General features: G+C 61.9%; 15 protein-coding genes. 7 read left to right on the forward strand and 8 right to left on the reverse strand.

Going from position 1 to position 19,097, the window contains the following annotated elements; all coding sequences use genetic code 11:
* Positions 1 to 5 precede the first annotated feature (5 nt).
* The 6 genes from infB (at position 6) to IU367_RS04910 (ending at position 8,202) form a co-directional block, all read left to right on the forward strand.
* A complete protein-coding gene (infB, locus tag IU367_RS04885) occupies positions 6 to 2,702 on the forward strand; it encodes a translation initiation factor IF-2 (RefSeq protein WP_098982805.1) in 2,697 nt (898 codons plus the stop codon).
* A 55-nt stretch (positions 2,703 to 2,757) separates the two neighbouring features.
* Positions 2,758 to 3,189, forward strand: a complete 432-nt coding sequence (rbfA, locus tag IU367_RS04890) for a 30S ribosome-binding factor RbfA (RefSeq protein ID WP_042866616.1) — start codon at positions 2,758 to 2,760, stop codon at positions 3,187 to 3,189.
* Between the two features lies 1 nt (position 3,190).
* Positions 3,191 to 4,141: a tRNA pseudouridine(55) synthase TruB gene (gene truB / locus IU367_RS04895; protein WP_274453571.1), complete on the forward strand. Its 951-nt coding sequence runs from the start codon at positions 3,191 to 3,193 to the stop codon at positions 4,139 to 4,141.
* 129 nt (positions 4,142 to 4,270) lie between these two features.
* Entirely contained in the window at positions 4,271 to 4,540 is a 270-nt protein-coding gene (gene rpsO / locus IU367_RS04900; RefSeq protein ID WP_005317514.1) for a 30S ribosomal protein S15, read from the forward strand.
* Between the two features lie 167 nt (positions 4,541 to 4,707).
* Complete coding sequence (gene pnp / locus IU367_RS04905; RefSeq protein WP_043140206.1) at positions 4,708 to 6,849, forward strand: polyribonucleotide nucleotidyltransferase; 2,142 nt, start codon at positions 4,708 to 4,710, stop codon at positions 6,847 to 6,849.
* Positions 6,850 to 6,981: 132 nt separating this feature from the next.
* Positions 6,982 to 8,202, forward strand: coding sequence for an MFS transporter (locus tag IU367_RS04910; RefSeq protein WP_274453572.1), 1,221 nt, complete (start codon positions 6,982 to 6,984; stop codon positions 8,200 to 8,202).
* Here IU367_RS04910 and IU367_RS04915 read toward each other — a convergent pair.
* Both IU367_RS04915 and IU367_RS04920 read right to left on the reverse strand, forming a co-directional pair.
* The gene (locus tag IU367_RS04915) at positions 8,199 to 9,281 is read right to left on the reverse strand and encodes a protoglobin domain-containing protein (RefSeq protein WP_241278565.1); all 1,083 of its coding nucleotides are present in this window, start codon (positions 9,279 to 9,281) and stop codon (positions 8,199 to 8,201) included. The two genes, IU367_RS04910 and IU367_RS04915, sit on opposite strands and share 4 nt — an antisense overlap.
* Positions 9,282 to 9,415: 134 nt before the next feature.
* The gene (locus tag IU367_RS04920; RefSeq protein ID WP_274453573.1) at positions 9,416 to 9,769 is read right to left on the reverse strand and encodes a DsrE/DsrF/TusD sulfur relay family protein; all 354 of its coding nucleotides are present in this window, start codon (positions 9,767 to 9,769) and stop codon (positions 9,416 to 9,418) included.
* 178 nt (positions 9,770 to 9,947) lie between these two features.
* On the opposite strand from IU367_RS04920, the gene IU367_RS04925 reads away from it, so the two are divergent.
* A complete protein-coding gene (locus IU367_RS04925) occupies positions 9,948 to 10,322 on the forward strand; it encodes a DUF1090 domain-containing protein (RefSeq protein ID WP_043140218.1) in 375 nt (124 codons plus the stop codon).
* Between the two features lie 65 nt (positions 10,323 to 10,387).
* On the opposite strand, the gene fumC is transcribed toward IU367_RS04925, so the two are convergent.
* The 6 genes from fumC to IU367_RS04955 form a co-directional block, all read right to left on the reverse strand.
* Positions 10,388 to 11,782 carry a class II fumarate hydratase gene (gene fumC / locus IU367_RS04930; RefSeq protein ID WP_274453574.1) on the reverse strand — a complete coding sequence of 465 codons (1,395 nt, stop codon included), beginning with the start codon at positions 11,780 to 11,782 and terminating at the stop codon, positions 10,388 to 10,390.
* 125 nt (positions 11,783 to 11,907) lie between these two features.
* A complete protein-coding gene (gene pepE, locus IU367_RS04935) occupies positions 11,908 to 12,648 on the reverse strand; it encodes a dipeptidase PepE (protein WP_274453575.1) in 741 nt (246 codons plus the stop codon).
* A 286-nt stretch (positions 12,649 to 12,934) separates the two neighbouring features.
* The gene (locus IU367_RS04940; RefSeq protein ID WP_103470929.1) at positions 12,935 to 14,743 is read right to left on the reverse strand and encodes a carbon starvation CstA family protein; all 1,809 of its coding nucleotides are present in this window, start codon (positions 14,741 to 14,743) and stop codon (positions 12,935 to 12,937) included.
* Between the two features lie 216 nt (positions 14,744 to 14,959).
* Complete coding sequence (gene btsR / locus IU367_RS04945) at positions 14,960 to 15,697, reverse strand: two-component system response regulator BtsR (RefSeq protein WP_274453576.1); 738 nt, start codon at positions 15,695 to 15,697, stop codon at positions 14,960 to 14,962.
* Positions 15,691 to 17,385, reverse strand: coding sequence for a sensor histidine kinase (locus IU367_RS04950; protein ID WP_274453577.1), 1,695 nt, complete (start codon positions 17,383 to 17,385; stop codon positions 15,691 to 15,693). Before IU367_RS04950 ends, btsR begins: the two co-directional genes overlap by 7 nt.
* A gap of 224 nt (positions 17,386 to 17,609) precedes the next feature.
* Positions 17,610 to 18,974: an endonuclease/exonuclease/phosphatase family protein gene (locus IU367_RS04955; protein ID WP_274453578.1), complete on the reverse strand. Its 1,365-nt coding sequence runs from the start codon at positions 18,972 to 18,974 to the stop codon at positions 17,610 to 17,612.
* Positions 18,975 to 19,097 lie beyond the last annotated feature (123 nt).

Genomic DNA, 19,097 nt, shown 5'->3' on the forward strand with positions numbered 1-19,097 from the left:
AATGAATGGCAGAAGTATCAGTCAAACAACTTGCCACTGACATCGACACACCGGTTGATCGTCTTCTCCAGCAGTTTGTCGATGCCGGTATCAGCAAGAGCAAGGCCGACGACATGGTTAGCGAGTCTGAGAAACAGACTCTGCTGACCCATCTGAAGAAACAGCATGGAGGTGACGAGGTCACCGCACCTGCCCGCATGACCTTGCAGCGCAAGACCAAGAGCACCATCAGTGTTCAGGGGACTGGCGGCAAGAACAAGGAAGTGCAGGTTGAAGTGCGTAAATCTCGCACCTACGTAAGACGCTCGGCGCTGGAAGATGAACAGCGCCAGGCGGAAGCCGAGGAAACAGCGCGTTTGGAAGCAGAAGAAAAAGCTCGTAGCGAGGCCGAAAACAAGGTTCGTCTCGATGCTGAAGAGAAGGCTCGCCGTGAGGCTGAGCAGGCTCGTCGTGAAGCTGAGGAAAAGGCGCGGATCGAGGCACAACAAAAGGCTCGACAGGCTCCACAGCCCGCCAAAGCAGCCAGTAGCACAGCTCAGCAAGAGGCAGAAAAGATGGCCAAGCGCGAAGCAGAAGAACTGAAGCGCCAACAGGATCAAACCGCTTTGCAAAAAGCAGAAGAACTCGCCGCGAAGAAAGCCGAAGAGGCTCGCGTCATGGCGGAACAAAACGGCCCTCGCTGGGCTGAAGAAGAAGCTGCTCGCGCCAAAGAGAGCAGTGACTATCATCTGACCACCAACAAGCATGCGCAAGCCGCAGAAGACGAGTTGGACCGGAAGGAAGAGACCAGCCGTCGTACCGCCGCCGCCGCCGTCAAGGCGCCGAAAAAGGCCGGTCGTCGTGAAGATGATCGCGACTCCCGCAACCCGCGTGCCCGTAAAGGCAAGCGCGGCAAGGTGGCCATGCCGAACGCCATGAAGCACGGCTTCAACAAGCCGGCTGCCGTGGTTAACCGTGACGTCGTCATCGGCGAAACCATCACTGTGGCCGAACTGGCCAACAAGATGGCCGTCAAGGGCGTGGAAGTCATCAAGGCGATGATGAAGATGGGCGCCATGGCGACCATCAACCAGGTGATCGATCAGGAGACAGCCCAGCTGGTCGCCGAAGAGATGGGTCACAAGGTTGTGTTGCGTCGTGAGAACGAGCTGGAAGAGGCGGTACTGTCCGATCGTGACGAGACCTCCGAAGCCAAGCCGCGCGCACCTGTCGTGACCATCATGGGTCACGTCGACCACGGCAAGACCTCGCTGCTCGACTACATCCGTAAAGCCAAGGTCGCTGCTGGCGAAGCCGGTGGTATTACCCAGCATATCGGTGCTTACCACGTCGAAACCGACAGTGGCATGATCACCTTCCTGGATACCCCGGGTCACGCGGCCTTTACCTCCATGCGTGCTCGCGGTGCCAAGTCGACCGATATCGTCGTTCTGGTTGTTGCTGCCGATGACGGCGTCATGCCGCAGACCATCGAAGCCATCCAGCACGCCAAGGCGGCAGAAGTGCCCATCGTGGTTGCGGTCAACAAGATCGACAAGCCCGAAGCGGATCCGGATCGCGTCAAGACCGAGCTGGCCCGTTACAACGTCATGTCCGAAGACTGGGGTGGCGACAGCCAGTTCGTTCACGTCTCCGCCAAGTCTGGCGAAGGCATCGACGACCTGCTGGAAGCCATCCTGATCCAGTCCGAAGTACTGGAATTGAAAGCGGTTGTCGATGGCATGGCCAGCGGCGTCGTGATCGAATCCTTCCTGGACAAGGGTCGTGGTCCGGTTGCCACCGTGCTGGTACAAGAAGGTACTCTGCGCCAGGGCGACATCGTACTGTGTGGTCTGGAATACGGTCGTATCCGTGCCATGCGTGACGAGCTGGGTCGTGAAATCAAGGAAGCGGGTCCGTCCCTGCCGGTGGAAATCCTGGGTCTGTCCGGGGTGCCGTCTGCCGGTGATGAAGCCACCGTTGTACGTGACGAGAAGAAGGCCCGTGAAGTGGCACTCTATCGTCAGGGCAAGTTCCGCGACGTCAAGCTGGCTCGCCAGCAGAAGGCCAAGCTGGAAAACATGTTCGCCAACATGACCGAGGGCGAAGTGTCCGAAGTGAACGTGGTGATCAAGGCCGACGTACAGGGTTCGGTGCAGGCGATTTGCGATGCGCTGGTCCAGCTCTCTACCGACGAAGTCAAGGTCAAGATCGTGGGCTCGGGTGTCGGTGGCATCACCGAAACCGACGCCACTCTGGCTGCGGCTTCCAGCGCCATCCTGGTGGGCTTCAACGTCCGTGCCGACGCCTCTGCGCGCAAGGTCATCGAGTCCGAGAGCCTGGATCTGCGTTACTACTCCGTCATCTATGATTTGATCGACGAAGTGAAGCAGGCCATGAGCGGCAAGCTGGCTCCTGAGTATCGTCAGGAGATCATCGGTCTGGCTGAAGTGCGTAGCGTCTTCAAGTCACCCAAGTTCGGCGCCGTTGCCGGCTGTATGGTTACCGAAGGTGTGGTCAAGCGTTCCAACCGTATCCGTGTTCTGCGTGACAACGTGGTTATCTATGAAGGCGAGCTGGAATCCCTGCGCCGCTTCAAGGATGACGTCAACGAAGTCCGCAACGGTTACGAGTGTGGTATCGCGGTCAAGAACTACAACGACGTACGCGAAGGCGACCAGATCGAAGTTTACGAGACCATTGAAATTCAACGGACTCTGTAAGCCGAGAGTTAGACAAAATAGGGGGCCGCGGCCCCCTTTTATCGCAGGATAGAATATGGCCAGAGAATTCAGCCGGACCAACAGGGTCGGCCAGCAGATCCAGCGTGAAATCGCGCTGATCTTGCAGCGTGAGGTCAAGGACCCGCGCATCGGCATGGTAACCGTCTCGGACGTGGAAGTGTCCAAGGACCTCAACTATGCCAAGGTTTATGTCACCTTCTTGCAGCTGGATATCGATGCCGAGCGCATCGCGGAAGGGCTCAAGGGCCTGACCGAAGCGGCCGGCTACATCCGCAGCCTGCTCGGCAGCGCCATGCGCCTGCGGGTGGTGCCCGAGCTGCGCTTCTACTACGACCAGACCCTGGTCGAGGGGATGCGCATCTCCAACCTGGTGTCCAACACAGTGCGTGACGACAAGCGTCGCATGGCCGAAGCCGGCCGTGAAGAAGACGAAGCCGCACCGGATGATACAGAGGATAAAGCCTGAGATGTCTCGTAGACGCCGTTTCAAGGGTCGTGATGTACACGGCATCCTGCTGCTGGACAAGCCGACCGGTCTGACCTCCAACGATGTGTTGCAGAAGGTCAAGCGTATCTACAACGCCGCCAAGGCCGGTCACACCGGTGCTCTGGATCCGCTGGCGACCGGCATGCTGCCGATCTGTCTCGGCGAGGCCACCAAGTTCTCCCAGTATTTGCTGGAAGCGGACAAGCGCTATGAGGTGACCGCCAAGCTGGGCGAGCGCACCAACACCAGCGACTCCGACGGCGAGGTGGTTTCCACCCGGCCGGTGAACGTGGCCGTGGGCACCCTGATCGAGTCGCTGGACCAGTTCCGCGGCCCCATCATGCAGGTGCCGTCCATGTACTCCGCCCTCAAGCACAACGGTCGCCCGCTCTACGAATATGCCCGTGAAGGCATAGAGATAGAGCGCGAAGCCCGCCCCATCACTGTGTTCGAGCTCAAGCTCATCAGCTTTGAAGGGGATGAGGTCAAGCTGGAGGTGCACTGCAGCAAGGGCACCTACATTCGCTCCCTGGTGGACGATCTGGGAGAAGTGCTGGGTTGTGGCGCTCACGTCACCCAGCTGCGCCGCACCCAGGTGGCCAGCTATCCCTATGAGCGGATGCTGACCCTGGAACAGCTCGAGTGCATCTTCGAACAGGCCAAGGCTGAAAGCATCCCGCCACGGGAGCAGCTCGACCCCTTGTTGCTGCCGATGGATACCGCCGTGGCTGCGCTGCCCGAGGTGAACATGCTGGCGGCAGTCGCCGCCTATGTGAACCAGGGTCAGGCCGTGCAGGTAGCTGGCGCGCCGCAAAGCGGCCAGGTCCGCATGACGGTCGGCCCTGAGCGTGAGTTCATCGGGGTGGGCGAGATCGACGACGAAGGGCGGGTTGCCCCCAAGCGTCTGGTGCGCTACCACGACGAGGAGTGATCCTCCGGCGGTATCAGGGCGTCTTTCCCGTTGCGAAAAGTGACGGGGACGATTATGATACCGCCCTCATTTCACGGCTGAATTAGAGATTGGCTGTGAACCTTTAAACACTCTACTTGGAGTAATACCATGTCTCTAAATGCTGAGATCAAAGCTTCCATCGTTGCTGACAACGCTCGTTGCGCCAACGACACTGGCTCCCCCGAAGTGCAGGTTGCCCTGCTGACTGCCCAGATCAACCATCTGCAAGGTCACTTCAAAGAGCACGCTAAAGATCACCACGGTCGTCGTGGTCTGCTGCGCATGGTTTCCCAGCGTCGCAAGCTGCTGGACTACCTGAAGCGTAAAGATGTTCAGCGTTATGCTGCTCTGATCGCCAAGCTGGGTCTGCGTCGTTAATCGACCATCAGATTTCGCGAAAAAGGGGAACCTCAGGGTTCCCCTTTTTTATTGCGCGTCAGGCTGTTGCCGGCTTCACAGAATTTGTGTCACTGCTTACCTTTTGGTTCGAATCAAGTATACTTGCACGCGAATTTAAAGAGCCAAATTGTAAAAAGGAAATTCACGTGAATCCTATTGTAAAGTCATTCCAGTACGGTCAACACACCGTCACTCTGGAAACCGGTGTGATGGCCCGTCAAGCCACTGCGGCCGTAATGGTCAGCATGGACGATACCTGCGTATTTGTGACCGTAGTAGGCAAGAAAGAGGCCGATCACGGTCGCGATTTCTTCCCGCTGACCGTCAACTACCAGGAGCGTACCTATGCTGCTGGTCGTATCCCGGGTGGTTTCTTCCGTCGTGAAGGCCGTCCGAGCGAAGGCGAAACCCTCACCTCCCGCCTGATCGACCGTCCTATTCGTCCGCTGTTCCCGGAAGGCTTCCTCAATGAGGTTCAGGTGGTTGCCACCGTCATGTCCGTGAACCCGCTGGTTTCCCCGGACATAGTTGCCATGATCGGTGCCTCTGCTGCACTGGCCATCTCCGGCATCCCGTTCGGTGGCCCGATTGCCGCGGCTCGCGTGGGTTACATGAACGGTCAGTACGTGCTGAACCCGACTACAGCCGAACTGCCCCAGAGCGATCTGGACCTGGTAGTTGCCGGTACCGCCAACGCGGTACTGATGGTCGAATCCGAAGCGGCCATCCTGTCTGAAGAGACCATGCTGGGCGCCGTCGTTTATGGCCACGAGCAGATGCAAGTCGTGATCAACGCCATCAACGAATTCGCCGCCGAGGTGGGTACCCAGCCGTGGGATTGGACCCCGCCTGCGACCAACGAAGCGCTGAAAGCCAAGGTTGCCGAGCTGGCCACCGCCGAGCTGGGTGAAGCCTACCGCATCACCGAGAAGGCCGTGCGTTACGCCGCCATCGGTGCCATCAAGTCCCGTGTGGTTGAGCAAGTGATCGCCTCCGGTGTGGAAGAAGATGCCAAGAAGATCGGCGAAGAGTTCCACAGCCTGGAAAGCCGCATCGTCCGTGGCCGTGTGGTCCGTGGCGAGCCGCGCATCGATGGTCGCGATCCGGAAATGATCCGCGCCCTGTCCGTCGGCACCGGCATTCTGCCGCGCGCTCACGGCTCCGCCCTGTTCACCCGTGGTGAGACTCAGGCCATCGTGGTAGCGACCCTGGGTACCGAGCGTGACGCCCAGAACATCGACGAGCTGGCTGGCCACCGTGCCGACCGCTTCATGCTGCACTACAACTTCCCGCCGTACTGCGTCGGTGAGACCGGCATGATGGGTAGCCCGAAGCGTCGTGAAATCGGTCACGGTCGTCTGGCCAAGCGCGGCGTTGCTGCCGTGATGCCGAGCGCCGCCGAGTTCCCGTACGTGGTGCGCGTGGTGTCTGAAATCACCGAATCCAACGGTTCCTCCTCCATGGCCTCCGTCTGTGGTTCCTCCCTGGCGCTGATGGACGCGGGTGTGCCGATCAAGGCCTCCGTTGCCGGTATCGCCATGGGTCTGGTGAAGGAAGAAGAAGGTTTCGTCGTGCTGTCCGACATCCTGGGTGACGAAGATCACCTGGGCGACATGGACTTCAAGGTGGCCGGTACTACTCAAGGTATCACAGCGCTGCAGATGGACATCAAGATCGAAGGCATCACCAAAGAGATCATGGAGATTGCCCTCAAGCAAGCCCGTGGTGCTCGCCTGCACATCCTGAAAGTGATGGACGAAGCCATCCAGGCGCCGCGTAGCGAAATCTCCGACTTCGCCCCGCGCATCCACACCATCAAGATCAATCCTGAGAAGATCAAGGACGTGATCGGCAAGGGTGGTTCCGTGATCCGCGCGCTGACCGAAGAGACTGGCACCAACATAGAGCTGGATGATGACGGTACCGTCCGCATCTCCGCCGTTGCCAACGAAGCCGCCATGGAAGCCATTCGTCGCATCGAGGCCATCACCGCCGAGATCGAAGTGAACCGCATCTATGAAGGCAAGGTTGTGCGTCTGGCCGACTTCGGCGCCTTCGTCAATATCCTGCCGGGTAAAGACGGTCTGGTACACATCTCCCAAATCACCGATGCCCGAGTGCAAAACGTGGCCGACTTCCTGAAGATCGGTGATGTTGTGAAGGTGAAGGTACTGGAAGTGGACCGTCAAGGCCGCGTGCGTCTCTCCATCAAGGAAGCGAATGCACCGACCGAAGCCGCCGCACCGGTTGCTGACGTGGCTGTTGCCGAAGAGCCGACTGCCGAATAAGGCTGCCGTGCCGTTGAAAAGCCGACCTCAGGGTCGGCTTTTTTGTGCCTGCTCGGCGGCGATGTTGTTTCTTATGAAGCCCTCTGTTACAACAATGGGCTCCCCGCGCGACGGGCAACAAGGAGCAGTATGATGTCGTGGGCCCTCCTCAGGCAGTTTCCCCCGCTGGTCTGGACCGTGATCCTGGGTACCTTCATGGTGCGCACCAGCTATTACATGGTCTGGCCTTTTCTCTCCATCTTGCTCTATCGGGAGTATGCCCTCTCGGCCACCAGCATAGGGGCCATGCTGGGAGCGAGTGCGGCGCTCTCCACCCTGATCAGCTTCTATGGCGGTTGGTTGTCGGACCGGCTGGGGCGGCGCAACATCTTGCTGGCTGGCTGCCTGGTGGCGCTGCTCTGCTACGGCCTGCTCGGCTTCTCCCACTCAGTGCTCTGGCTCGGGGTCGGGGTGATCGGCAGCGGTCTCTCCTCCGGTCTCATAGATGCACCGGGCAAGGCGCTGATGGCCGACAGTCTCGCTTCGGCCAAGGCGCGCGAGCTGGCGCTGCATATGCGCTACTTCCTGCTCAACCTGGGGGCGGCGACAGGGCCCCTGCTAGGGGTGACTCTGGGCATCAGCGCCCAGCAGCAGACCTTCCTGCTGCTCTCCGGCAGCTATCTGTTGCTGGGGGCCGCCTTCGTCTGGGGCTTTCGCAGGCTGAATGAGGAAGAGCGGCGCGGTGGCGGCCTGGGTCTGCGGGCCGCCATCAAGGTGCTGTGGCTGGATCGGGGCTTTCTGCTGCTGGTAATGGCGAACCTGCTGATGGTGCTGGTCTACTCCCAGTTTCACTCACCCCTGGTGCAGTACCTGACCCGGGCCGAGACCCCGGAGGTGGCGCGGCTGGTCGCCATTCTGGTGACGATCAACGCGCTGACCGTGGTCTTGCTGCAATTCCCGCTGCTGCATCTGCTCGCCCGCTGGCCAGGCAAGGTACGGCTGCAGCTTGGCATCACGCTGTTTCTGGGGGCTCAGGTGCTGTTTGCGCTGGGGGATCCCGCACAGTGGTCGCACTGGATCGGGGCCGTGCTGCTGCTGAGCGTGGGGGAGACCATACTGTTCCCGCTGCTCAACGTGCTTATCGATCAGATGTCGCCCCCTCATCTGAAGGGGAGCTATTTCGGGGCCGGTGCGCTGGCCGGGCTGGGCGGTGCCATAGGGGCCGTGCTGGGGGGCTGGATCCTGGAGCTGTGGGGCGGGCCGTCACTCTACATATTGATGGCGCTGTGCTGCATCTTGACCTTTCTGCTGTACGAGTGGGGGGCGCGGATCCCGCGCCCCGAGGTGGCGAAAGCCTGTTCCCGCGAGGGTTAGTGGGTCTCCTTCAGGTTGACCTGCTTCATCGCCTTCTTGGCGGCATACATGCGCTCGTCGGCCAGCCGGATCAGGCTGTTGCCCTCGTCGAACTGGATGGGGCCCGTCTGCACCATGCCGATGCTGAGGGTCACGTCGCCTAGCTGCTCTGCCAGGGTGTGGGTCAGCCGTTGCAGATAGACGTCCCTGGCCTGATCCTCGTTGCAGTTGGGCAGGATCAGGCAGAACTCATCCCCGCCGTAGCGAAAGCAGCAATCCTCCGCCCGCGACACCTTGCGAATGCAGGCGCCGACGATGCGCAGTATCTCATCTCCCCGCTGGTGTCCCTGGGTGTCGTTGATCTGCTTGAAGTCGTCGATGTCGAGGTAGGCGATGACCACGGGCTCGGCGCGGCGCTGGCAGGTGCGCAGGGTGCGAGTCAGGTTCTCCTGCAGGTGGCGCACGCTGAGCAGGCCGGTGAGGGAGTCGGTCCGGCTCATCTCCTCCAGCTGCTGGGTGCGCTCGCGCACCTTCTCCTCCAGCGTCTTGGCGTAGATCTCCGACTTCTCCTTGGATGACTCTATCTCCGAGACCAAGCTGCGGATATAGGTCTCGAACACCAGGGTGATGTCGAACAGGAAGAGCTTGTCGAGGGCGGTCAGCATGGTCATGCGATTCTGCTCATGCTCTATCTGGGTGAAGATATCCTCGATGAGCAGCCCCTTGAGGGTGTTGATGGCGGCCAGATAGAGTTTGGGTTCCACCCCGATCCGCTTGTGCACCAGCCCGATCCGCAACCGGTTGTTGACGTACTCCAGATCATACTGGCCGCTGAACAGGTCGAGGATGTAACGGCGCTGGGCCGCCCGCAGCCGGGTGAGCGTATCGGCATCGCCGATCAGCAGGGCAATCTCGGTGATCCCGGTCTGCAGCGTATAGAACTTGTCGACCAGCGCATCTATGTGGGGCTCTATCTTGATGCGATAACTGGCGAGCAGAGTGAAATCGTCCTCGCCCAGCAGCAACAGCTCCTTGCGATGGGCTATTTCGAACTCTGTGATCCGCATCTGTTCCAGCAGAGTCTGTTCGGTTGGATTCATGGCTGTTCCCTGAACGAAAATGACGGCGCGCACTTTGTTATCTAACTGACAGTGTAGACATTAACAGCAAGGGGCAGGTCTTCAAATGGCGCAGGCTTGTTGCAGATCAACGGCTGCACCCATCGCTCTATCTACTAGAAGGTCAGCACCTTGTCGGCCGCCAGGGTCCACTGGGCCAGCAGCGGCAGGGTACCGATCTCGATTTCCTCGATGAGCGGCAGGGTCGTGATGCCGCGGGCATCGGTACAGGTCTTGCACAGGCGGATGATGACGCCCTGGGCCAGCAGGATCTCCAGCATCTGGCGCAGATTGTACCCCTCGGCCGGGGCTTGCCCCGCCAGCGCGGCGCCGACTGCATCGGACATCAGGAACAGTTGCAGGCTGGCACCGCCCTGTTCTCCCAGGGCAATGGCCAGCCGCAGGGCGTTGAACAGGGATTCGCTACCGTAGGGTGCGCCGTTGGCGATGATGACAATACGTTGATTCATAAAAGACTCCATCCTGAAAGCCGCTATTGTAGACTCGTCGGGGCCGCGCTGGCGTGATGTTGCACAAACTCTGTCGTACCGGTTGGCACACGGCTTGACCCGTCCGGCCGAGTGCGGTCTGATAGGCGGCCATCAAACATGACAGAGGAGTGAGGTCGTTATGTGGAAGGTTATCGGAATGAGTATGCTGCTGTTGGCCGGTCAGGCTTATGGCAGCCAGGAGGTGGGCTGCAAGGCACGGCAACAGGCGGTGGCGGATCAGCTGGTCTTCGCCAAGGCGCACAACAACGCGGATCAGGTGGCCGGGCTGGAGCGGGCGCTGCGCAATATCGAGGCTCACTGCACCGATGCGGGCCTGTTCAAGGAGCAGCAGCAACGGGTAGCCGAGCTGAAAGCGCAGGTGAACGAGCGGCTGCTCGAGCTGCAAAATGCGCGGGTGTCGGGCAAGCCTGACAAGATCGCCAAGAAGCAGGCCAAGCTGGAAGAGGCCCAGACCAAATTGCTGGCAGCCCAGAACGAGCTGGATGCGCTGAGCAAGCTGATCACCCCCTGATCGCCGCATTGCAGCGTGAAGAAGCCGGGCATGCCCGGCTTTTTGCTGTTCAGTGATCCCTCCTATCATGCTCCCCGTCGGCCGACCATGTTGGCCGGCACCACCCAGGCATCGAACTGCTGCGCCGTGAGATGGCCGGAGGCAATGGCCGCCTCCCGCAGGCTAAGCCCCTCATGATGTGCCCGCTTGGCTATCTCGGCCGCCTTGTCGTAGCCGATGTGGGGGTTGAGCGCAGTGACCAGCATCAGGGAGCGGGCCAGCAGATCATCGATGCGCGCCCGATTCGGCGTGATGCCGATGGCGCAGTGATCGTGGAAGCTCTGCATGCCGTCGGCCAGCAGCCGCACGCTCTGCAAAAAGTTGTGGGCGATGAGCGGGCGGAACACGTTCAGCTCGAAGTTGCCGCTGGCGCCGCCTATGTTGATGGCCACGTCGTTGCCCATCACCTGGGCGCACAGCATGGTCAGCGCCTCACACTGGGTCGGATTGACCTTGCCGGGCATGATGGAGGAGCCAGGCTCATTTTCCGGGATCAGCAGCTCTCCCAGCCCGCTGCGGGGGCCGCTGGCCAGCCAGCGCACGTCGTTGGCGATCTTCATGAGCGATGCGGCCAGCGTCTTGAGGGCGCCGTGGGCATGCACCAGGGCGTCGCTCGCCGCCAGCGCCTCGAACTTGTTGGGGGCGCTCACCAGCGGCAGGCCCGTCTGCTCCGCCAGGGTGGCCGCCACCTCGTCGGCAAAGCCGGGTGGCGTGTTCAGGCCCGTGCCGACGGCCGTGCCTCCCAGCGCCAGCTCGCACAGGTGGGGCAGGGCGGCCCGAATGTGGCGCTCAGCCTGTTCCAGCTGGGCGACCCAGCCGGAGAACTCCTGCCCCAGAGTGAGCGGGGTGGCGTCCTGCAAGTGGGTGCGGCCAATCTTGACGATGTCGTCGAAGGCGTGCGCCTTGCGGGCCAGGGTGGCGCTCAGGGTGATCAGGGCGGGCAGCAGTTGCAGCGTGATGGCGCTGACGGCCGCCAGGTTCATGGCGCTCGGGAAGACGTCATTGCTCGACTGGCTCTTGTTTACCTCGTCGTTGGGGTGCACCAGACGCGCTTCGCCGAGCGGGCCGCCGAGCAGCTCGCTGGCCCGGTTGGCCAGCACCTCGTTGACGTTCATGTTGGTCTGGGTGCCCGAGCCTGTCTGCCAGACCCTGAGTGGAAACTCTTCCCCGTGTTGGCCACAGAGGACCTCATCGGCGGCGCTCATGATGGCCTGGGCTGTGCGAGCGGGCAGCAGTCCCTTGGCGTGATTGACCCGGGCACAGGCAGACTTGATGCGCGCCAGGGCGTGGATCAGCTCCATGGGCTGACGCTCCCCTGAGATGTCGAAATGGTGCAGGGAGCGCTGGGTCTGGGCCCCCCACAGCCGCTCGGCCGGAACGGCTATCTCCCCGAAGCTGTCGTGTTCTATCCGTGTCGTCATTGCATCCTCCCGCCGAAAAGAAAAGGGGCGAGGGAATATCCCTTGCCCCTCACAGCATGGCAAACCACAGGCCAGGTCGCTCAGAATGGCGACCCACGTTGTGGCGTGCCCTCTTGCATCATGATTCAGCCGTGGGGGCGAAACGGCGTCAGCGCCGCCAGCGGGCTGGCATCCATGCATTCCTGAATCGCCTCGCCGTGCTTGAAGATCTTGAAGCCCTCGCCGCGGGCGCTCCAGTATTCGAGGGTGTTGCCGCTGCTCTCGCCACTTATTTGGAGCAGGCTGGCTTCACGCAGGGCCACCACGTGTTCGCTCGGGTTGATGGCGCAGAACTCCGCCAGTCGCTCGTCGCGGGTCTCCCCCATGTGGCCGCTGATGCTGGCGTCCAGATAGTGGGGATTGATCTGCAGCGGGAACAGGCCAAGGGCGGGCAGCACGGCGGCGTTGCACACCGGCATGTCGTTGGTGGTGCGAATGCTGGGGGTTGCTACGTTGCAACCTGCGCTCCAGCCCACATAGGGCACGCCCCGCTCGCGCACGGCGCGCTGGATGGGCACGATCAGGCCGTTCTCGTGCAGCAGCTGGTTCAGGCGCCAGGTGTTGCCGCCACTGATAAAGATGGCGTCGGCCTGCTGGATTGCGTCCACCGGATCGTCAAACTGATGGATGCTGATGGCTTCCACCCCCAGGCTTTCGCCGAGCTCATTGGCCCTGGCATCCCAGTCGCTGCGGATCACCGCGTAGGGGATGAGCAGGATGCGCTTGACCTGTTTGCGGGCGAGCAGGGTTTGCACCCGATCCCGTGCCCAGCCGAGCAGACCCGGAAATTCGGTGGCTTTACCGTTGCTGAGAAGAAGCAGTTCCATGAAAAGTGTCCTCATGAGTGAAAGCGGAGGAGGGTCGCCAGGGCGTGCCGTGGCGACAGGAGTCCCCATTCTAACCCGATTGGCCGCAGGGTTCTGTGATCGGTTCATGTATCCCGATGAGGCTGCCCTCTGGCCGGTTATCAAGCCGCCACTCTCTGTGCCATTGCCCGTGGCTTGATATGCATCCGCCGGGTCGCCGAAACCGGCGGTGATCTGCCTCCCGCCGCGTTTCAAATACGAAAGACCCCACCGAGGTGGGGCCTTGATTCCTTGAGGACGTTTCCCGTCAGCTGGCGCTGGCCGGGGCAATCTGGAACTCGGGCTGCTGGCGCAGCTTCCACAGCTCAATCCACTTGCGGATGGCCGACACCAGTATGATGGCGCCCAGCCCCAGCATCAGCAGCGAGATGCCGCCGTTGAGCAGGTTGTAGCCCTTGGATTCCGGGTTGAAGTAGACATGGCTCACCATCCAGTAACCGGCGTAGTTGACGGTGACGAACAGGTAGGCCAGCGGGATCAGGCAGGTCAGCATGTAGCGGCGCTTGCTGGCCAGTCGCAATATGATGGTGGCGCCTATGATGAGGCCCACCGAGGCCATCAGCTGGTTCGATACCCCGAACAGCGCCCACACGGAGCCGATATCACCGGACATCAGCAGATACCCCCACATCACGCAGGCGAGCACGCTGGCACCTATGGCGCCCGGCATCCAGTCGATGCGCTTGAGGGGCGGGTAGAACTCGCCGAAGAAGTCCTGGATCAGGTAGCGGGAGACCCGGGTACCGGAGTCGACGGCGGTCAGGATGAACACAGCTTCAAACATCACCACGAACTGGAAGAAGTAGGAGGCGAGATTGCTGAACCAGGGCACCTTGGTGAAGATGTAGGACATGCCTACCGCCAGGGTGACGGCGCCGCCGGTGCGGCCGTTCAGATCCATGCCGATCTCCTGGGAGAGGAAGGGCAGGTCCACCACCTGCATCCCCAGTTTAGCGAAGGCCTCCGGGGTGGCGTTGATGGCGAAGTAGTCAGCCGGGTGCAGGGCGGTGGCGGCGATCAGCGCCATCACGCCCACCACGCACTCGGCCAGCATGGCACCGAAGGCGACCGGCAGTATGTCGCTCCACTTGTCCACCAGTTTCGGGGTGGTGCCTGAGCCGATGAAGGCGTGGAAGCCGGAGATGGCGCCGCAGGCGATGGTGATGGAGATGAAGGGCCAGACCGGGCCGCCCAGTACAGGGCCGCCGCCGTGGACGAACTGGGTCATGGCGGGGAACTGGATCTCCGGGTTGATGCAGATGACGCCGATAACCAAAGCGCCGAACACGCCGATCTTCATGAAGCTGGAGATGTAGCCGCGGGGGGTGAGCAGCAGCCAGACCGGCAGGGCGGTGGCGAAGAAGGCGTAGACGGGCAGCGCCAGACTGATGGTCTCGGCGCGCAGGGTCAGCCAGACACCGAAGGCGCTCTCCTGCACGTAGGGGCCGAAGAAGACGCAGGCCAGCACGGCGGCGAAGCCCACCCAGGAGGCGGCTTGCAGGTTGCCGGTCAGCTTGTGCCAGATCCCGACCACCATGGAGATGGGGATGGTCATGAACACCGCGAACACGCCCCAGGCGTTACGCTCCAGCGCGTGTACCACCACCATGGAGAGACCCGCCATTGTGATGGTGATGATGAACAGCATGGCGAGCCCGGTACACCAGCCGGCGATGGGGCCGAGCTCGGCCTTGGCCACCTCGGAGAGGGACTTGCCCTGATGCTTCATGGAGGCGAACAGCACCACGGTATCGTGCACGGCGCCGCCGATGACGCAGCCGATCAGCAGCCAGAGGAAGCTCGGCAGGTAGCCGTACTGGGCGGCCAGTACCGGGCCCACCAGGGGGCCAGCGGCGGCGATGGCCGCGAAGTGCTGGCCGAAGTTGACCCACTTGTTGGTCGGCACATAGTTTTTGCCATCTTCCAGCTGGTGGGAGGGGGTGACCAGCTTGTCATCGGCCATCAGCACCTTGCGAACGAAGAACACGCCGTAGAGGCGGTACGCGATGGCGAGGATGCAGAGGGCCGCAATGACGAAGGTGATTGCGTGTTGCATGACGGAGTTTCCTTTTCCTGCGGCCAATCCGGCCGGGCTCAGGCTGCACTTTACGCAGGCGGCAGGGAAAGGGGAGCGCAGAAAAGGTCAGTGGCAGAGGGCCGCCCGTGAGCGGCAGAAAAGGGGCCCCGAGCGGTTTGAGGGGGGAGCTGGCGGGCGTGGGAGGCGGGTGAGTGGTAGCGGGCAGAGCAGGAGCGGGGTGAGTGGCCCACCCTATCAGGGGATCTCCAGCAGCTCCTTGAGGGGTTTGAGGTAGCGGCGGCTCACCGGTACCTTGTGACCGCCCTGGGTCACCACCTCTGCCAGGCCGCCCTCCAGCAGCAGGATCTCGCGGATCTGGCCGGGGTTGAGCAGGTACTGGCGGTGACAGCGCACGAAGCCGGTCTTCTCCTCCAGGGTGCGCAGGGTCAGCTCTGTGGTGCCCTGCTGCTGGGCGCTCACCACCTTGTTGCCGGCCAGATCGCTGTGGACGAACTCCACCTCGCCAAGGGGCAGCAGCAGGATGCGGTTGTGGCCGCTGCAGGGGATGCTGCGCAGGGGCTGGGCGATGCGGGTGGGGTCTGGCAGCGGTTGGCCCGCCAGCTCACCTTTTGGCGAAAGCAGCCGCTGGATGCGCTCCAGCGCCTTGTTCATCCGCTCTGCCGTGACCGGTTTGAGCAGGTAGTCGAGGGCGTTCTCCTCGAACGCGCGCAGGGCAAACTCGTCGTAGGCGGTGATGAAGACGATGTGGGGGCGCAAGTCAGGATCCAGCATGCTCACCAGCTCCAGCCCGCTGATGCGCGGCATCTGGATGTCGAGAAACAGCAGGTCGGGCTTGAGGCGATGGATGGCGGGCAGCGCCTCCATGGCGTGGGCGCACTCTCCCAGCAGGCGGATGTTGCCTGCCTGCTCCAGCAGCAGCCGCAGCTCCTCGCGGGCGAGGGGTTCATCGTCGACGATAAGGGCGGTCAGCATGGGCTCTCCTGCAGGGGGAGGGTGATCCTCACCCGGGTGGATTGATGGGGTACGCAGTGAATTGTGACCCCGTACTCGGCGCCGTAACGGGCCTTGATGCGCCTGTCCACTATGTTCATGCCAAGGCCGCTCTCCTCCCGGTTCGCCTGATAGAGGCCGGCGTTGTCACACACCTCCAGCACCACACGTTCCCCCTCGACCTGCGCCGTCAGGGTCAGCCTGCCCGGTTCGAACATCTGGGAGATGCCGTGCTTGATGGCGTTCTCGACTATGGGCTGCAGGGAGAAGGTGGGCAGCCGGTACTCCAGCAGCGGCTCGGGAATATGGATCTCCACGCTCAGGTGCTCGGCGAAGCGAGCCTGCTCTATGTGCAGATAGGCGTTCACATGCTCCAGCTCGTCGGCCAGGGTCACCTCGTCCCCCTGGCGCTTGAGGTTCTTGCGAAAGAAGGTGGAGAGGTGGTGCACCAGGGTGCGGGCATCTTCGGGGTCGCGCCGGATCACCGCCGCCAGGGTGTTGAGGGCGTTGAACAGGAAGTGCGGGTTGATCTGCGCCTGCAAGAGCTTTATCTCCGACTGGGCCAGCAGCCGTTTCTGCTCGTTGTACTTGCTGGCCAGGATCTGGCCGGAGAGCAGCCGGGCAATCCCTTCCCCCAGGGTGCGGTTGATGGAGGAGAAGAACTTGCGCTTGGGCTCGTAGAGCTTGATGGTGCCCACCACGGATCCCTCTTCCCCCCGCAGCGGTATGACCAGTGAGGAGCCGAGCCGGCACTGGGGATGCAGGTTGCAGCTGTAGGGGATCAGGTTGCCGTCCGCATAGACCACCTCGTTGTGCTGGATCGCCTTGAAGGTGTGGGCCGAGTTGATGGCGGTGCCCGGCAGGTGGTGATCCTCGCCGATGCCGATGAAGGCGAGCAGCTTCTCCCGATCCGTGATGGCGACGGCGCCGACTCCGGTCTCCTCGTAGAGAATGCGCACCATCTGCTGGCACGCCTCCTGGGTGAAGCCCTTGTCCAGCACCCGCATCGCCCGTTCGGCGATCTTGAGGGCGCGGGCCGAGAAGGCGACCGAGTACTTCTCCAGCATGGCGCGGTGATCCAGGATCATCCGCATGAACATGGCGGCCCCCAGGGTATTGGCCACCAGCATGGGGGCTATGATGTTCTCGATGAGGTGGACGGCGTCATCATACGGGCGGGCCACCAGCAATATGATGCCCATCTGCATCAGCTCGGCGACCAGGGCCACAGATCCCACTACCCAGGGGCTGAACAGCAGGTCGAGCCGGTGGCGGGCGACGAAGTGGCGATGCACCAGACCGCCGAGCAGCCCCTCGGCTATGGTGGAGAAGGTGCAGGCCAGGGCGGTGAAGCCTCCCAATGAATAGCGATGGATGCCGCCGGTGAGCCCCACCAGCAGCCCCACGACAGGGCCGCCGACTATGCCCCCCAGCACGGCGCCGATGGCGCGGGTGTTGGCGATGGAGTCCTCGACTCTCAGGCCAAAATAGGTGCCCATCACGCAGAAGCCGGAGAAGATGAGGTAGCAGAGGATCTTGTGGGGCCAGCTCAGGGTCACCTGAGTCAGCGGCATGAACAGCGGCGTCTTGGAGAGCAGCCAGGCGATCACCAGATAGACGCAGAGCTGCTGGAAGAGAGATATCACGAGCGCGAATTGTTCGAAAGCCACGGCACACTATCTCGAAAGGGGATGCTCATCCAATGGACGCGGAGTATTAGCAAACCCAGATTTGCGCTGCAAGCCACGGGCGCCGGAATAGCGGGGTTGCGCACAGATTTGGTTGACAGCCTGAGCCAAAGGCATCCCATGTCGCCGCCTGGCCTGCCCATTCACGAAAGCTGTCAACAATCAGGGGGCCCGCGGGCCCCCTGATTGTTGATAACACCATCAAATCAGTCGAGCTTGAAGTCGACCCACACCAGGCGGTGATCCGAGCTGACTCCCTTGGCGATGCCGAGCTTGGCGTCGTACACCAGGTGATAGCCCGGCTCGAAGCTGGCCGGCCAGAACACGCCGGAGGCGACCACGTTCAGGTTGGCGGAGGGCAGCACATGATCGAGCTGCAGGCCGCTGCTGCTGGTGATGCGCTCCGGGGTGGGGCGGTTGTTGTTGCGCTTGCACTGATCCGGCTGGCTGGCGAGGCACTCGGGGCCGCCCTGACTGACCGGTATGATGGCGCCGTTGGTGACCGCCTGATTGACCAGCACATGGTTGTGCAGATCCTGGATGGCGGTGAGATCCCCATCGCCAATCTGGGGATCGGCGTTGAGATCGCCGGCGATGACGAACTTGGCGCCCTCGGCCAGGCCACCGGCCTTGCCGGCGTCATCCACCATGTAGCTGGCGGTCTCCACGTAGTCCTGCCAGAAGGCGACTTCGGCGCGGTTGTGCTTGACGTTGTGGCGCGCCGCGTTGCCGAAGATGGGCGGGGTCGGATGGGAGACGAGGAAGTGGATCACCTCCTCCTTGTTGCCGCGCTTGATGCGCACCGGCACGTCTGCGTGGTTCTTTGACGAGAGCGGGAAGGCCTGCCAGGCGGCGTCGTCATACCAGGCATCGCCACACTGGCGGCCGGCCGGGATCGGGGCCTTGGCATTGTTGCAGTCGTCGATGACGGGGTTCGCTTCGCCCGGCATGTCCTTCCACTTGAATTTTTGGAAGGTGCGGATCTGCTTGGTATCGATGGGGTACTGGGACATCACCGCAAAGGCGTACTGGCCGTGGTAGTTGCCAAAGCCCCAGGCGTCGTCCGGCCCGTTGTTGACCTTGCCATCCAGGTTGAGGTCATGGCCGCTCATCAGGCCTGTGTTGGTGGCGAAGTTTTGCAGCACAGGGTAGCTGATGGCGGTCACCTCGCCGTGCTGGGCGTGGGCCAGATAGTTGTCGTTGAACGCCTTCAGGTCGGCGGTGCCGGCGCCCTTGCCGTCGTTGTCGAACTCGTTGAGCAGGAAGACGTCCGGCCGGGTGCGCTGCACTATCTCGGCGATGTTGCGGATCTGCTGCACGTCCAGGGCCTTGGTCTTCTCTGCGCCGCTCAAGGTGCCGTCGGCGAGGCGAGCCAGCAGGGTGTCCTGCTCGGCGCGGGTCAGGGCCAGTTCCCCGCTCAGCATGCCGGGAGCGGTGCGATCAAAGGAGAGGTTGAAAGTTGCGAAGCGAACCATGGGGGTCGGGGTCTCGGAGTCGTTTTGGCTGTTACAGCCTGCCATCAATCCGAGGGAAATGGCAGCGGCGAGTAGGGACTTGCTGATATTTTTCATTGTAATATTCCGTAGCATCAATAAGTTATATCTCGTTGGTACGAGCGTTGAGGCGCGCCCATTATAGGGATCCCGGCCCCGGGCCGGGCGCCGGATGAGCCAAAGTGTGAGACCATTCACAGA

Origin of the sequence: Aeromonas bestiarum (assembly GCF_028751155.1) — a bacterium.
In the GTDB taxonomy this organism is placed as follows: Bacteria; Pseudomonadota; Gammaproteobacteria; order Enterobacterales; family Aeromonadaceae; genus Aeromonas; species Aeromonas bestiarum.

Bases quoted from the DNA above. Each gene is read 5' to 3' on its own strand.
- btsR (WP_274453576.1), bottom strand. From the start codon at position 15,697: ATGCTGACCGCCCTTATCGTCGACGATGAACCCCTCGCCCGCGAGGAG.
- truB (WP_274453571.1), top strand. From the start codon at position 3,191: ATGTCTCGTAGACGCCGTTTCAAGGGTCGTGATGTACACGGCATCCTG.
- IU367_RS04925 (WP_043140218.1), top strand. From the start codon at position 9,948: ATGAGTATGCTGCTGTTGGCCGGTCAGGCTTATGGCAGCCAGGAGGTG.
- IU367_RS04910 (WP_274453572.1), top strand. From the start codon at position 6,982: ATGTCGTGGGCCCTCCTCAGGCAGTTTCCCCCGCTGGTCTGGACCGTG.
- pepE (WP_274453575.1), bottom strand. From the start codon at position 12,648: ATGGAACTGCTTCTTCTCAGCAACGGTAAAGCCACCGAATTTCCGGGT.
- IU367_RS04940 (WP_103470929.1), bottom strand. From the start codon at position 14,743: ATGCAACACGCAATCACCTTCGTCATTGCGGCCCTCTGCATCCTCGCC.
- IU367_RS04920 (WP_274453573.1), bottom strand. From the start codon at position 9,769: ATGAATCAACGTATTGTCATCATCGCCAACGGCGCACCCTACGGTAGC.
- IU367_RS04955 (WP_274453578.1), bottom strand. From the start codon at position 18,974: ATGAAAAATATCAGCAAGTCCCTACTCGCCGCTGCCATTTCCCTCGGA.
- infB (WP_098982805.1), top strand. From the start codon at position 6: ATGGCAGAAGTATCAGTCAAACAACTTGCCACTGACATCGACACACCG.
- fumC (WP_274453574.1), bottom strand. From the start codon at position 11,782: ATGACGACACGGATAGAACACGACAGCTTCGGGGAGATAGCCGTTCCG.
- IU367_RS04915 (WP_241278565.1), bottom strand. From the start codon at position 9,281: ATGAATCCAACCGAACAGACTCTGCTGGAACAGATGCGGATCACAGAG.
- rpsO (WP_005317514.1), top strand. From the start codon at position 4,271: ATGTCTCTAAATGCTGAGATCAAAGCTTCCATCGTTGCTGACAACGCT.
- rbfA (WP_042866616.1), top strand. From the start codon at position 2,758: ATGGCCAGAGAATTCAGCCGGACCAACAGGGTCGGCCAGCAGATCCAG.